Consider the following 15,572-nt stretch of genomic DNA (forward strand, 5'->3'; position numbering starts at 1 on the left):
AATAAAAACGCCACAGGATTTCCCGTGGCGTTGGCAATGCCGTATGACGGATAGAGCACTTAGAACGACGTCTTCACATTCACAAAGAACGTCCGACCTGGTTCGTTATAGGTTGCTGCACCTGCACCCGCAATAGTAACAACACCGTTATTCACCACGTCCTGCGCATTACCTGCACGGAACAGGCGTTTATCAAACAGGTTCTCTACGCCACCTGTCACGCTCAGGTTCTTGTTAAACTGATAGGTACTGCTTAAGCCGAACAGCGCATAAGGGCTTAACTCATTGGTGGCGCTACCGGTTACGCGTTCACCTTTGTAGTTATACATCTTCGGCTTTTGGCGACCATACCAGGTCACATCGGCCAGGAAGGAAAGACTCTCCGTCGCCTGCCAGTCCACTGATGAATTCAGAGTAAATTCCGGCGTAATCGACAGATAATCGCCCGTGGTTTTATTTTTCGATTCCAACATCCAGGTCAGGTTGTTACGCCAGTTGATGCTCTCCGTGACGGGAACGGTCAGGCTACCTTCCAGACCCTGAATGACGGCTTTCGGCACGTTGCCCCACTGGAAGATATTGGCGTTAGCATATTGAGCATTGGTTCCGCCCACCGCTTTACCAATGACCGTGTTGCCTGCTTCAATCTTGTTACGGTAATCGTTATGGAAGTAAGTGATGCCCGCAATCAACCCATCACGATGAAATTCCAGACCAATCTCTTTATTCAGACTGGTTTCCGCTTTCAGATCTTCGTTACCGATCAGGTAGCAGGACGTACCACCCGCACAGCCCTGCCCACGGCTATAAAGGAGGTAATTCTCGTTGGTCTGGTACAGGTTAGGCGCTTTATAAGCACGAGCGATACCTAACTTCAGCGTGTAGTCGTCACCCAATTCCTGCGACAGGTTGAGCGATGGGCTCCAGTTGGTGCCTGCCGTGCTGTGATGATCGACACGCAGCGCTGGCGTCAGAATGGTACTGTCCGTCAGTTGGACGTTATCTTCCACGAAGGCCGAAGCCAGACGCGCGGCAGATTTCTCACTGCGACCACTGCTGCTCAGCGACCCCACGCTGCCCGCTTCGGTTGTCGTCTGCGTGTTCGACACCGGATCCGTCATCTTCTGTTCGTTCCATTCAACCCCAAACGTGAGCACCTGATCGACCCACAGATTCAGCGGAAGATTGACCTCGTTGTGCGCGGTAAAATTATCCAGTTTGATGGTGCCGTATTGGTTCGGATTATTGGTATCAAAAATACCTTCTAAGCCGCCGGACAGCCCCTCAAGAATACGGGTATTGTGCGTACGTTCATATTGCAGATACGACGTAGAACTGACGCCGCTGTCCCAGTAGCCGCGATGCGTAACCGCAAAATTCTGGCGGTACATGCGGTTAGTTTCCTTGCCATAATTACTGACAACCAGCGCGTTAGTGTTGGTGTTTTGCGAATCACCCGCATAGATATTGCCCTGACGGCTGTAACCCGTTTCAAACTCCAGCGACTGTTGCTCGGTCATATCCCAGCGCAACAGACCGTTGATATCCTTATTACGCACCCCTTCGCGCCCGGAAGGCAGTGAAGCTGACTGATTACCTGCGCGTGCAGACTGATGCCCTTCGTTAATATCGCGTGCATCGGCCTCGGTTTTATTCAGGTTACCATACAGACGGAAGCTCAGGCTGTCGGTCAGGCCGCCCATCAGGCTGAAATCGGTACGCTTGGTGGCGCCTTCCGAGCTATGCTCCGGCGCGTTCAGGTAGGTGTTCCAGGTGCCGTGCCATTCCTGCGTCGGCTGTTTGGTGAGGATGTTGACCACACCGCCCGCCGCACCGTTACCATAGCGTGCCGCCGCCGGGCCGCGCAGCACTTCAATACGCTCAACCATGTCGGCAGGCACCCAGTTGGTGTCACCACGGGTATCGCGCTCGCCGCGCCAGCCGTAACGCACAGCGGTACGGCTCGATACAGGTTTGCCATCCACCAGAATCAGCGTGTTTTCCGGTCCCATACCACGGATATCGATCTGGCGATTGTTACCGCGCTGGCCGCTGGTTGAGTTACCAGACAGATTAACACCCGGCATAGTGCGAATCAGATCTGACAGATCGTTAGCAGGCGGACGCTTGCTGATATCCTCAGCCGTAATCACCGACACGCCCGGAGCCTGACGGGTTTGCTCAGCGGCCGTCACCACCATCGTATCGCCCGACGCTTTATTTTCGGCCTGATTCTGCACCTGAGGGGCAGGTTCTGTTGAAGACGTCGTCGAGGTTTGCGCCGCACTCAGAAACGATGTCATCCCGCAGCTAACGCCAATGAGCGTCGCCAGATAACGACGCGATTGTGGTAGTTTCATCAAAATTATCCTGCCCTGTAAGAAATGAATAAGTAGCCTGAAAAAGGATCAACATCGCAGCCGGTACAGCGACACCTAAACGACAATCAGCAAACGCGCTGAATAATGGCGGAGATAAAACGCGCAGACGTGGCGGTTATCGGGAGAGAAGCGTCATGCCAACGGGCATCACGTTGTGTTGTTATGAAATGCTGTGTGTAATCAATCAGCCCTTTTCTCCGCATGGCCGGAAATGGAAAATGCATTTATCGTACAATGTGATGTTCCCAACGAAAAATGCTATTGAGAAGTATTTGCATTACCATTTTGGCGCGGTCATTGTTACATTTGTCATTCAGGACGGGGTTTGCTCTAGCAGCAAAATGTTTTGCCAAAGCATCAAAATGGAAGGCGCAGGTCGAAGGGTTTAATCAGATAGGTAATCACGTGCGCAGCTTCACTCAATCATCAAAGCCGATCTATAAAGATCATATCGTTCAGCAATCGAGCCTGGTTGCGAACAATTACCGTTTTATCGGCCCTCGGCTGATCGATAACACGCCAGTGCTATTTGGGTCGTTCACTGTCATGCAGCTCAACCCGCATCTGATCCTGCATACCGCGGATGTGATTAATCGCCACAACATGAAAACCCAAAACCTGCTGGATGGCGCGATCAAGCTAGCCATCGTGGTGAGTGGCAATGCGCATATCTCATTTGGTCATCAGGAACTGCATCTGGGAGAGAACCAGCCCGCCTCGCTGATTACGCTGACAGAGCCGACGATGTTTACCCGTATCGGCAAGCGTGATGAATATGAAAGGACGATTACGCTGACGTTCGACAGGGAATGGCTGTACGGCAATATGATGGATACCGTTGGCGACTGGCAGGCCATCCACGATTTCACGCAGACTCATCTGGCGACACACCTGTGGACACCGTCCCGACAGGCGCTGGCGATTGCCTTACAAACGCTGGACGCAGAACCTTGTCAAACACCGCTCCAGCGCCTTTATCTGGAAATGCAGTGTATGAGCCTGATTATCGAGGCGTTTACTTCATTAACCGCCAGCGTGGCGCAGGAGAAAAGCAGCGGTGTCACCCTGCGCAGCTACCATCGCATTCAACAGATCAAAGAGATGCTGGAAAGCGGCAGCGCCGATAATCTATCGATGAGCGAAATCGCCAAAAGCGTCAACATGAGTGAAAGCACGTTGCAGCGCCATTTCCGTCAAACGTTCAATATGAGCGTTTTTGAATACCTGCGTAACTGCCGTTTGCAGCGTGCCATGCTGGCCTTGCAGAAAGATGGCATCGGTATTGCGCAAGCGGCCAGCATCGCCGGTTACAACAGCCCAGCCAACTTTGCCACCGCCCTGCGCCGTGCATTCGGTATTACGCCGGGTCAGTTAAAAGACCGCTTCTGATATTGAATCACTAATAACCAAATGAAATTTGTTATTCCATCTGGTTATTAATCGCCACTCAATAATGCGCAGTAAATTAGTGCTTTTATGCCAGCGACACATGACGACTCATGATCAATCAGACTGATATCACCGCAACGCTTGCCCACTACATCATCCATAGCGAACCCAATCGAGAAGCGATTGATGCCGCCCGTGAAGGCGTAACCGATTTTATCTCCACCGCGCTCCCTATCACGCAGGGAGCCATTGCCGATAGCGGGCTCGCACCGTTAAAGCAGGTTTTCAGCGGTACGGACAGCCTGACGCGTAGTCTGATACTGGGTTATGCCGGTCACGTACTGGACTTTGACGATTATCATCCGGCGTTTCGTGGTCACCCCAGCACCGTTATTCTCCCCGCGCTGTTTGCGCTTGCCGCAGAAGCATCATCCGTGACGGAAGAGTCCTTTTTGACGGCATACGTGATCGGTGTGGAAACCGCAGGCAGAATCGGGCTGGCGTGCGGCCCACGTCATTACAGCCTCGGTTACCACAACACCGCTACGCTCGGCGCTATCGCCGCTGCCGCTGCTGCGGCACGTCTGGCTGGCGCATCGGTGGCGCAGACACAAACGATTCTTGGCCTGGCCGCTACACAGGCCGCCGGGCTGCGAGCACAGTTTGGTTCAGCGGTTAAACCGCTACACGCCGGGCTTGCCGCCAGAGCGGGACTGACCGCCGTCAAGCTGGGGTTAGCGGGCTTTGAGGGTAATCAACAGCAGGTAATTGACGCCTTTCTTGCCGCACATGGCGATCAAAAACAGCAGCCGGAGCTGTTGATTGAAAACTGGGGAGCGCCGTGGCGTATGCTTTCTCCCGGTCTGGAGTTCAAACGCTACCCGACCTGTGGTGGCACCCACAGCGCCGCCGAAGCTGCGTTTGCGTTGCGGGAACAGTGGCATCAGCAGAATGGTGCGGATGCCGATCTGGCCGATGCCATCGAACATATCACGGTGGCCTTCCCGCCAGGCGGCGATGTCGCACCCTTTATCCGTAACGCGACAAACGGCGTAGAAGCACGGTTCAGTCTGGAGTATGTGATTGCAGCAGCGCTGATTGAAGGGGAACTGAAGCTGGCGCATTTTTCGGAAGCACCGGTTGAAACCACAATCTCCGCACTGGCGAATCGCGTCATACGCCGTGCCGATGAAACCGCCCCACCCGACGAGCTTGACCCGGAGGCGCGTTTTCATGAAGTTACACTGCACTTGCGTAACGGCGGCACGCTAATTCAGCGCACCACACGTCAGGAAACCTCGGCACGCCCTACCGATTTACGCGCCAAATTGCAGCAAACTATCGGTTCTCTGGCACATCTCGACAGCAACCAGATCGCCGACCGCTGCGCATTACGGCAGGAAGGCGATTTGCGCTATTTACTCGGGCTACTGTTTTAATTTTCCACGACTAAAATCGCAATAACGGTTTTAGGTTTCTGGCGCTGCCGATAACCTTCTTATCGGCAGCGCCGTTATCAACACACCGCTACAGCAACTCAATCTGCCTGATGGGAAAGCCATTTCCCTTTTTCATCAAAGACCGTCACACCCGGCTCACTGGAGTAGCGCCCTTCCCCCAGTGGTTTATAGTGGGTCGCCAGTATATGGGGAGCACGATATTTAAAATCGAAATAGCCCTCATCAGGATTCTTGATAATCAACTTGCCCGTGCTATCGATAAGACCTTCGTTTACTTTGAAGTAGCGATCATCAAGGTTGTTTTTAAAAGACGTCGCTTCCTCATACGTAAACAGGTTCTTTCTCTCTTGCTCAGGAATAGCCGGGAAACCCGTCACATCAAGCTGACGTAATACATGCAGGAACATCAGGCGTTCCAGCGGTGTTCCTGCATCTTTTGGTACTAAAAATTGTAATGTCAGCCCACTTCCCACATTCACATCGTATTCATAACCGACAAATGCGCTGTCACCATAAATAAAAATGTTATCGACTTCTTTGCCTTCAGGAACGATCTCTTTGGTTTCCGCCATGAGCTCGGGAATAGATTGAGAAGAGACTTTAAAATAAATGTCATATTTAAAACTTTCCGACGGAAACTTTATCTCAATACGCGTTTTTGACATGCTCCGTTTAATAAAGCGTTCCGGTTTTTCCATGCGCTGTTCGAGTTTTTTCCATATCGCTTTGTGCATATCGGCAATAGCAAACTCGTCAGCAATCTTTACACCATACTTCGCTTCCAACGCCTGCTGAGATAATGCCAGATCGTACATCGACAGCTTCTGTTCACCGCGGTAGCGTTCATCCATCGTCCGTAATACGGCAAACGCTTTGGCTAACGCAACGGAGTCTTCAGCATTCGCTAATCCAATAAAATAGCGGTGCTTCGCCTCATCATATTGAAAATAGACGGCTTCCAGTTTGCCTTGTTGATTATCGTATGCCGCACCGTTTTCCGATTGGAACAACACCCCTTTTTGCCCTTCCAGCCACGATGCCAGCGTAAAATCCTCTTTCGCCGCACTCACGGTGAACAGGTCAACGTCGGTGTTATTCTGCCGATCATGATAGGTATAAATCTGCGTGTCTTCATTTTCCCGATCGATAAGCAGACGCCCCATTCTGCGCACATAAGTCCCGTGTTCCCGCAGGCTCAGCTTGTCGTATAGGTTAAACGGCAGCTTAATCGTAAAGTCATCTTTAGGGTGAAAAGGAATTCCAGGAAAGTCGTTCATTGGCGCGTGGTTGAATGCTGCTTTCTCTTCAAGAAGCCACGCCTGATAGGCTTTTTTATGTTCGTCAAAACGTTGCTTTATCTTAAGTAAATCGAGTGACTGTTCTTCCGTCTTTTTCAAGACCATGGTGATTTCACAATAATAAAACGCACAGGCAGCGCTTTTATCCGAGACGAACTGTACCGTGTTTTTTCCGGTAATTTTTAGCGTATGCCACATGCCGTTGATCTGTATACGGTTGTCTTTCATTTCCTTGGTATATTCGCCCTCCGCGCTGTAGTAACTCACCTGCGTCGGCGTCAGATTAAAATAAAGGTCGTTTTTAATGCTTTTGAGGTTTTGCGCGATATGCTCCTGAAGCTCATCTCTGTTTTTATTCGCTTCTTTATGCTCGCTGTTATCAAACACCACGCGAATATCTTCAACCAGATATTTCCCCTCACGAAGCTTTTCTTCTCCGTTACAGCCCGACAGCCATAACGTCATGATTAAAACACCCAGATATTTCTTCATCACTGCATCCCTGTAAAATTAAAAAGCCTCTGAATGCTACAGCACGCAGAGGCGGGTCATGCATCAGTAATCTGATGTTATCAAAAAACTTATTATACTCGTCATACGTCAAGTTGCATGTACGTTGGCTAGGGTTTTAGCCACTGGTCCAGAAAGCTAAAGACTTCTTCCTGCTGCTCCTGATAGAAAACGTGTCCCAGTTCAGGCCAGATCTTGGTTTGCAGCTTGCTGTCCGCCCGCTGGGATTGCCACACCTTGTGCATTTTGGCGTAAGCGTCTTCAACGGATTGCGTCGGAAACAGCTTGTCTTTGCCACCGTTAAATAACAGCATCGGTTTTGGCGCGGCGACGCTCGCCACATCAGGGAAATCAAAGCGTGTCGGTAGCCCCGGATGCAGCATATAGAATGCCGACTGGCCTCTCAGCACATTATTGCCCGGCGTCATCAGCCCGTCGTACGTGCCAATCCAGGACACCGCAGCCGTTGCTGCTACCTTGTCAGACAGCGCCGCGAGCTGCCAGGCGCGATAAGCGCCCATCGAGAAACCGACGACGCCAATACGTTGTTTATCAACCTGTTCAAGCGATGCCAGAAAATCCGTTGCTCGCATATCTTCGTAGGCCATCAGCCCCGCGAGCGAGCGCCCCAGATTAAAGAAATTGCTCGCCAGCGCCTGCTGCTGCTCATATTTTATCGGCCCACGCGATCCCCAACCTAGCGCATCCACCGCCAGCACCACATAGCCCCGTTTCGCCAGTTCATCCCCGACAAAGCGCCCGGTGAAAAACTTATCGGCCCATGCCTGTGCAGAATCAAGCTGTGCGTCATTGCCCCACGGCTTGATCATCTTCTCTTTGCCGATATCAAACTTCGCACCGTGGTCATGCAGCAGGATCACCGCCGGATGTGGCCCCGCGCTTTTTGGCGTCAGGAGCAACGCGTCTACGCGGCTTTCATCGGTCAGGTTGAAGGCGACTTTCTCCGCCGTGTAGCTGCCGCGATCTTGTTTTTCAATCGCTTGTGGCGCGAAATCTTTGGTGGAGTCTGGCGTCAGAAGCAGCGAACGCAACGTTTTTCTCGACTGGGATTGCCACTGGCTAAAATCCGTAAAATTCCCAGAAAGCCAGGAATCCGAGTAGGTCATCTGCTGTTTAAGCTGCGGATAAAATGAAGGAAGCCCTTCATCCGTCACCGCCTGATTCGTCGCTGATTGAAGAGTAGGTTTCATATCGTTCGCCATCAGTGAAGGGCTAGCCAGCAAAGCAGCCAGTAACCAGACAGAGGTGCGCAAGGTATTAATATTCATCATAACCTCAAAAACAAAACGTCGTTTCTTTTTTGAGGTTTGATTGTAATTGATACGGATAAAAATAAACGAATAGAAGACGTATTCTGCGAAGCGCCCCGAAAAAATAGCGCTGTACGTTGAAGGGAAATCGGCACGATCGCGATCGTGCCGATGGGCGCTCACTTCTTCGGTGCGGTATAGACACTTTCCCATTTCACAGGGAGCGTCATCCCATCGCCAAGGTAAAAGCTGGTGTGTGGTGGTTGGTTATAGCCTGCATTCTGAGCCGCAACCTGTGTCCGATAGGCCGGATCGTGCATCAAGGTTGGCATACGGTATGCGGTTTCTGACGTGGTGCTGAAAATCTGGAGTTCGCTGCTATCAGATTTAGGAATAATGAACTCTTCGCGCCAGTCACCAAACAGGTCAGCACTCAGGACGGGTGTCGCTTTCGTCCCGTTTATCCACGTCCCTGAATTGTAGGTATAAGCACTGAATAGCCGAGTCGAGCCCGGTTTGGCTGGTAGCCACTTATCAATCACCGAACGATCCCATGTTTCACGCAGCAGGTCGCCATCCCACCAGATACCAAAATTGATATGTGATGGTTTCTTATCGGAGATCTGTTCGCCTTTCGCGTTGAACAGCCCACCCTGTGAAGACCAGCATTCCACCCCTAGGTGGGCAGGATCGATATCCATACAGACGCCACGTCCATTATCGCCACCCGAACCGTTACTGTATCCCCAGAGGATCTCGCCCGTAGCCGCATCATGCATTTCCATCGCGTTATCGCCATATTGTTTCGCACCCTCATGCACCATGAAGACTTGTTTACCTTCACGCGAAGGATCCAGTACACCAAAATGCAGCGCGTCACCATGGCCCAGGCCTTTCGAATTCAATAACTTACCGTTGCTACCAATCGTTGCGGCACCAAAGATGATATCGTCTTTCCCATCACCATCAGCATCGCCAGTGCGGAAATGGTGCGCACCTTGGCCATAGGCGGTGTTCAAGGTATCACCCGACGTTCCGCTGTCATACGTCCAGCGCTGCGTCAGCTTGCCATCACGCCAGTCCCATGCCACCACTACGGCCCGACCATAATAACCGCGTGAGAACACCGCGCTAGGGCGCTCGCCATCAAGATAGGCGACCCCTGCCAGAAAACGGTCAACACGGTTGCCATAGCAATCCCCCCAAGCGCACACATCGCCGCGTTCGGGGAGATAATCTGTGGTTGCCATCGCTTTCCCTGTTTGACCATTAAACACCGTCAGGTACTCAGGCCCGGTGAGAACACGACCATTAGTATTACGGTAATCCGCCTGGCTATTGCCAATGACCTTTCCTGCACCATCCACGGTGCCATCGGCGGTTTTCATCATCACTTCTGCCTTGCCATCGCCATCCAGGTCATACACGATGAAGTCGTTGTAATGTGGCCCAGACCGGATGTTTTTCCCTAAATCAATACGCCACAGTCGCGTTCCATCCTGTTTATAGGCATCGATATACACATTGCCGGTGTAGCCAGAATGCGCATTATCTTTCGAGTTACTCGGCGCCCACTTGATCACATACTCATATTCTCGATCACCGTCCAGATCGCCAACCGAGCCATCATTCACACCATAGGAATAGGCATCACCATTAGGCGTAACCCCATCAGCAGGTTTATTTAAAGGAATCGATTGATAACGCTTGCCACTCAATACACTTTTAGCGACCTCAGCCACGCCTTCAACGCCATTAATAACGGGACGTATAGAATAAACGGAATCGGCGTTGCCATTAGGATCAATGAAATTGGTACTGGTGCTCAGTGGGGAAGTATTAATGCGCTGACCATCACGATAAATATTAAAGGCAATATTTTCAGGATCGGTGGCAAACAGCCGCCAGCTCAAAAAAACATGTTTCGATGATTTGAATGCAAATAGCCCACGATCCAGCAATTCAATCTGCTTACTTTTTCCTGCCGCATAAGCTGACGTCATCAGCCCACCCTGACCACCAGCCATCACGGTTGCAAGCAATCCAAAAGCAAGGATGCTTGTTCGCGGCGTTATGCATAAATAGCGTTTCATTTTCTCTCCTTGATGATGTGAAGAATGCCCTTACTCCCAGTTGTACAAATTACATACAGGCATATCCACGCCAGAATAGTACAGCAGCGTAATTATCAATCACGAAAATAAGGCAAGAAATCATGGCGTCTATGTATGATAAATAAACAATTATTACGCTAGGAAAAATCACAGACAGAAAATTTGACACTTTACCGTCGTACTATGGGAAAGCCGTGTTGTCTGGCAAACCAGACAACAACGAGTGCAATCAATAACAGCACCAGCAGAACCGGAGAGAAGGCGGCAACACCAAGACGCTCCAGTAGAACACCACCGATAATACCACCCCCTGCAATAGCCATGTTCCACACTGTAACCAACATAGACTGCGCCACATCGGCGCCCCCTTCTGCCGTTCTGACAATAGCCGTCTGGAATAACGTCGCCGCGCCGCCGAAGGCAAGCCCCCACATGGCCACAGCCGCATAGAGCACAGCCAGTACATCACCTGCCACGCCAAGCGCCAGTACGGACAGGCAGAACAATGCCGAGCAGGCAAGCGTCAAGGCTCGCAAATAGCGGTCAATCAGCACGCCAATAACCCAGATACCCAGCAGCGAGGTGATGCCAAATACCAGCAGTACCAAACCAATCTGTGCAGCCATGCCTGCGGCCGCGAGAAACGACGCAATGTAGGTGTAAAGAATGTTATGCGCCAGTACAAAGGCCAGCACGGCACATAACACTGGCCGCACGCCCGCCATCGTGAACACGCGCACCAGAGATAGCCTCTTGCCTGCGGATTGCCCTGCGAAATCTGGCACCTGAATGCGCACCCACAACATGAGTATTACGGCCAAACCGCTCATCATAGCGAAACACATGCGCCAGCCGATCACGTTGCCAAGCAAGGTGCCAGCGGGCACGCCGATAGACAACGCCAATGGGGGGCCCACCATCGCTATCGCAATAGCCCGCCCCTTCTGGTGTTCTGGCACCATACGCGCCGCGTAGCCTGCCAGTAGCGCCCACAGCAGCCCAGCAGAAACCCCCGCCAGAAAACGTGCCGCCATCGTCAGCAGATAGCTACCGGAAAACGCCGTAACCGTATTGGCGACGGCGAAACCGACGATAGCCGTCAACAGCAACTGACGGCGTCGCATACCTTGCGTAGCGGCGGTCAACGGGATCGCGGCCACCAGAGAACCCACGGCATAGATAGTGACGGTTTGCCCGACCCAGGCTTCGGACACCGCCAGCCCCTGTGCCATTTGCGGCAGCAGGCCAGCAGGCAGCGCTTCGGTCAGAATAGTGATGAAGGCTGCCGTAGCCAGCGCCAGCAATGAGGCAATAGGCAGTCTGTCACGGTGTATATCGGTCAGTGAGGCTGTCATCGTACCGCCTCCAGCTCGTCATATACTGCATCGCGCAATTCGGTGACAAAACGCCCCGACATCCCCTCGTACATCGTGTTGGTGAAAGCCACCACGCTCAAACCCTGTGTTCGATCGACAAACCATGAATGGCCGTAGGCACCGCCCCAGCGCCAGGTGCCTGACGATTCCGGCGACTCGGCCAACTGTGGATTACGCAAGACTGAGAAACCGAGGCCAAAACCGCAGCCCGGTGCATTGGGCAGCTCCAGATCCTGAGTCTGATCGCGCCCCATCTCCTCAAGCAGCGCATCAGGCAGCGGGACACCGCCCCCTTTACGCAAAGCTTCCAGCAAACACAGCAGATCCCACGCAGTCCCCGCCATGCCAGCACCGCCTGACGGAAAGGCCTGTGCATCAAAGATACGGGCAGGACTGTACGCAATGCCGACTGCGCCTTCAAAGGGAGACACCGTTTCACCTTCGCTCAGGCGATGCGGCTGCGGGGTGTCGTTCACGTAAGCGGTAGTCAGACGTAAAGGATCACGCACAACGAAACCCGTATCGTGCATACCCAATGGATCGGTCACCAGTTGGCGAATCGCCTCATCCAATGACGAACCGTGAATGCGTTCGATCAAGGCACCCAATACGTCCGTCGCCAGTGAATAGCCCCAACCCTCTCCCGGCACGTATTGCAGGGGAACGCTGGCGATACGGCGTAGGTTCTCATTCAGGCTGATACCGGAGGCATCCATACCGTCAGAGACACCCGCTCGCGCGTAGGGGCCGTCCGCGTGAGTTTCAAAAAAGCGGTAGCCTAACCCCGCGGTGTGACTGAGCAGTTGTCGCACGGTGACGCGCGCTGGGCTGCCGTCGGCCAGTCGGAGCTGGAACGTCGGCATCCAGCAAGTGATATCCTCATCCAGATCGAGCCGGCCTTGCGCCACAAGCACCAGCGCCGCCACGGACACGATGGGCTTGCTGACAGAAGCCAGCCGGAAGATAGCATCCAGCGCCATGGGGCGTGCGCGCTCCCGGTCAGCCCATCCAGCCGCCTGCTGATGCATCAATTCTCCATGACGCGCGACCAGCACAACAGCACCAACCAAACGTCGGTCGTCCAGCGCCTGTTGAACAACAGCCTGAATTCGGGCTGAGAGCGGTGCTGAAGAAGCATCGGTATACAGAGGAAATGCGGGAGTGATCACGAAATGTTCCTTTCATCAATGAGCGTTCCCGTTACGATAAAAAATCAACAATTAAAGAAAAAGTGGGCTACAGTTCCTCGATATACGGAACAAGTTGTCCGCAATAGAAAGGAAATTGTATGGATAGCCTGAATGGCTTCCTGGTGTTTGTGCAAGTGGCGGAAACACGCAGTTTCGTTGCGGCGGGCCGACTACTGGGCGTGTCAGCGTCTGCGGTAGGCAAAAGCGTCGCACGGCTCGAAGAGAAACTGGGCGTGAGGCTGTTTCACCGCAGTACGCGCAGCATCACACTGACGGCTGAAGGCTCACTGTTTCTGGCACGTAGCCGACGTATTCTGGCCGAAATCGAGGCCGCAGAAGTGGAACTGTCGCAAACCAGTGTCGTTCCACGCGGACGCCTGCGCGTAAGCCTGCCGCTGGTCAGTTCACTGGTGCTACCCGTGCTCGGCGAATTCATGCGTGAATACCCCGAAATCGAACTGGATCTGGATTTCACCGACCGAATGGTGGATGTGATTGAGGAAGGTTTCGATGCCGTCGTACGGACAGGTGACCCCGTTGATTCACGCCTCACCGCTCGCAGGCTGGGTACTTTCCGTTTTTTGCTGGTGGCCGCGCCAGAGTACCTTACTCGGTACGGTTCCCCCCAGACACCTGCCGACCTAATGCAGCACACCTGTCTGCATTATCGCTTTCCCAACAGCGGCAAGCTGGAACCGTGGGCGCTGCGGCTTCCCCCCGACGAACCAGAGCTGCGATTGCCCACCTCGATGATCTGCAACAACATCGAAACGCGCGTCTGCTTCGCACTACAAGGGCTGGGCATTGCTTACCTGCCAGATTTCTCTATCCGCGAACCGCTGGCCGGAGGCCACCTACAGCCGATTCTGACCGACTACATAGAACGCAGCGGCGTCTTCCATGTGCTGTGGCCAGCCAGCAAGCATCCGTCCCCCAAAGTACGGGCACTCGTGGATTTCCTCTGCGAGCGAGTATTTCCCGCCGCTGAGACGTAAAAAAATCCGGCACCTATCAAGGTGCCGGATTGAATTCACGCTATTCGAACCTGAGAGAACTTACTTCTTCTTCGCTTTCGGGTTCGGCAGGTCGGTGATGCTGCCTTCAAAGATTTCAGCGGCCAGACCAACAGACTCATGCAGCGTTGGGTGCGCATGGATGGTCAGTGCGATGTCTTCTGCATCACAGCCCATTTCGATCGCCAGACCGATTTCGCCTAACAGTTCACCACCGTTAGTACCGACAATCGCCCCACCGATAACACGATGAGTTTCTTTGTCGAAAATCAGTTTGGTCATACCGTCAGCGCAGTCAGACGCGATAGCACGGCCAGATGCCGCCCATGGGAAGGTCGCGGTTTCGTAGCTGATGCCTTTTTCTTTCGCTTCTTTCTCGGTCAGACCCACCCATGCCACTTCCGGTTCGGTATAGGCAATAGAAGGAATCACTTTCGGATCGAAGTAATGTTTCTTACCGGAGATCACTTCAGCAGCAACGTGGCCTTCATGCACGCCTTTGTGCGCCAGCATCGGCTGACCGACGATGTCACCGATAGCATAGATGTGCGGCACGTTGGTGCGCATTTGCTTATCAACATGGATGAAGCCGCGATCGTCAACTTCCACGCCTGCTTTGCCCGCATCCAGATTTTTGCCGTTCGGTACACGACCGATAGCAACCAGAACCGCATCGTAACGCTGTGGCTCAGCTGGCGCTTTTTTGCCTTCCATCGTCACATAGATGCCGTCTTCTTTGGCTTCTACTGCCGTCACTTTGGTTTCCAGCATCAGGTTGAACTGCTTGCTGATACGCTTGGTGAAGACCTTAACGACATCTTTGTCAGCAGCCGGGATAACCTGATCGAACATTTCAACCACGTCGATCTGTGAACCCAGAGCGTGGTAAACGGTACCCATTTCCAGACCGATGATACCGCCGCCCATCACCAGCAGACGTCCTGGAACGTTTTTCAGCTCCAGCGCATCGGTAGAATCCCATACGCGCGGGTCATCATGAGGAATGAAAGGCAGTTGGATCGGACGTGAACCCGCAGCGATAATCGCGTTATCGAAGCTGATCGTCGTTTTGCCGTTTTCACCGTCAACTTCCAGCGTGTTAGCGCCAGTAAATTTGCCCAGACCGTTAACGACTTTAACTTTACGGCCTTTTGCCATACCAGCCAGACCACCGGTCAGTTGGGTGATGACTTTTTCTTTCCACAGACGGATTTTATCAATGTCGGTTTTAGGTTCACCGAACACGATGCCGTGTTCTGCCAGTGCTTTGGCTTCTTCAATGACTTTAGCAACGTGCAGCAGGGCTTTGGAAGGAATACAACCCACATTCAGACACACCCCACCCAGCGTGGAGTAGCGCTCTACCAGTACGGTTTCCAGACCCAAATCCGCCGCGCGGAATGCAGCAGAGTAACCTGCGGGGCCGGCACCAAGTACCACTACCTGAGCTTTAATTTCAGTACTCATCATGACCTCTTAATTGATTTCCGGCGGGTCTGTGACGTCACACCCGTCGTCATTCTGATTGAGGGTGCATTTTTAATAACGCCCTCTTCCACCGGGACGTGTC

10 protein-coding genes are annotated in these 15,572 nt (G+C 52.8%); 3 read left to right on the top strand and 7 right to left on the bottom strand.

Features of this window, described 5'->3' with window-relative positions; all coding sequences use genetic code 11:
- Positions 1 to 59: 59 nt before the first annotated feature.
- Complete coding sequence (locus KKH3_RS16390; RefSeq protein ID WP_039361524.1) at positions 60 to 2,360, bottom strand: TonB-dependent siderophore receptor; 2,301 nt, start codon at positions 2,358 to 2,360, stop codon at positions 60 to 62.
- A 426-nt stretch (positions 2,361 to 2,786) separates the two neighbouring features.
- Between KKH3_RS16390 and KKH3_RS16395 the strand changes: the two genes are divergently transcribed.
- Together KKH3_RS16395 and KKH3_RS16400 are read left to right on the top strand one after the other, a co-directional pair.
- A complete protein-coding gene (locus tag KKH3_RS16395) occupies positions 2,787 to 3,770 on the top strand; it encodes a helix-turn-helix transcriptional regulator (protein ID WP_039361526.1) in 984 nt (327 codons plus the stop codon).
- A 110-nt stretch (positions 3,771 to 3,880) separates the two neighbouring features.
- Entirely contained in the window at positions 3,881 to 5,209 is a 1,329-nt protein-coding gene (locus tag KKH3_RS16400; protein WP_039361528.1) for an MmgE/PrpD family protein, read from the top strand.
- A gap of 98 nt (positions 5,210 to 5,307) precedes the next feature.
- Here KKH3_RS16400 and KKH3_RS16405 read toward each other — a convergent pair whose 3' ends face one another.
- From KKH3_RS16405 to KKH3_RS16425, 5 genes are all read right to left on the bottom strand, one after another.
- Positions 5,308 to 7,020 carry a hypothetical protein gene (locus KKH3_RS16405; RefSeq protein ID WP_039361530.1) on the bottom strand — a complete coding sequence of 571 codons (1,713 nt, stop codon included), beginning with the start codon at positions 7,018 to 7,020 and terminating at the stop codon, positions 5,308 to 5,310.
- 128 nt (positions 7,021 to 7,148) lie between these two features.
- Positions 7,149 to 8,327: a dienelactone hydrolase family protein gene (locus KKH3_RS16410; RefSeq protein ID WP_039362547.1), complete on the bottom strand. Its 1,179-nt coding sequence runs from the start codon at positions 8,325 to 8,327 to the stop codon at positions 7,149 to 7,151.
- Between the two features lie 161 nt (positions 8,328 to 8,488).
- Positions 8,489 to 10,402, bottom strand: a complete 1,914-nt coding sequence (locus tag KKH3_RS16415; RefSeq protein ID WP_080756550.1) for a rhamnogalacturonan lyase — start codon at positions 10,400 to 10,402, stop codon at positions 8,489 to 8,491.
- Positions 10,403 to 10,593: 191 nt separating this feature from the next.
- Positions 10,594 to 11,778, bottom strand: coding sequence for an MFS transporter (locus tag KKH3_RS16420; protein ID WP_039361531.1), 1,185 nt, complete (start codon positions 11,776 to 11,778; stop codon positions 10,594 to 10,596).
- Positions 11,775 to 12,968, bottom strand: a complete 1,194-nt coding sequence (locus KKH3_RS16425) for a serine hydrolase domain-containing protein (RefSeq protein WP_039361533.1) — start codon at positions 12,966 to 12,968, stop codon at positions 11,775 to 11,777. Before KKH3_RS16425 ends, KKH3_RS16420 begins: the two co-directional genes overlap by 4 nt.
- 119 nt (positions 12,969 to 13,087) lie before the next feature.
- Here KKH3_RS16425 and KKH3_RS16430 point away from each other — a divergent pair, with 119 nt between their 5' ends.
- A complete protein-coding gene (locus tag KKH3_RS16430; RefSeq protein WP_039361535.1) occupies positions 13,088 to 13,984 on the top strand; it encodes a LysR family transcriptional regulator in 897 nt (298 codons plus the stop codon).
- Between the two features lie 60 nt (positions 13,985 to 14,044).
- Here KKH3_RS16430 and lpdA read toward each other — a convergent pair whose 3' ends face one another.
- Complete coding sequence (gene lpdA / locus KKH3_RS16435) at positions 14,045 to 15,469, bottom strand: dihydrolipoyl dehydrogenase (RefSeq protein WP_039362549.1); 1,425 nt, start codon at positions 15,467 to 15,469, stop codon at positions 14,045 to 14,047.
- Between the last annotated feature and the right edge of the window lie 103 nt (positions 15,470 to 15,572).

The organism is Pectobacterium actinidiae, from assembly GCF_000803315.1.
GTDB lineage: Bacteria > Pseudomonadota > Gammaproteobacteria > Enterobacterales > Enterobacteriaceae > Pectobacterium > Pectobacterium actinidiae.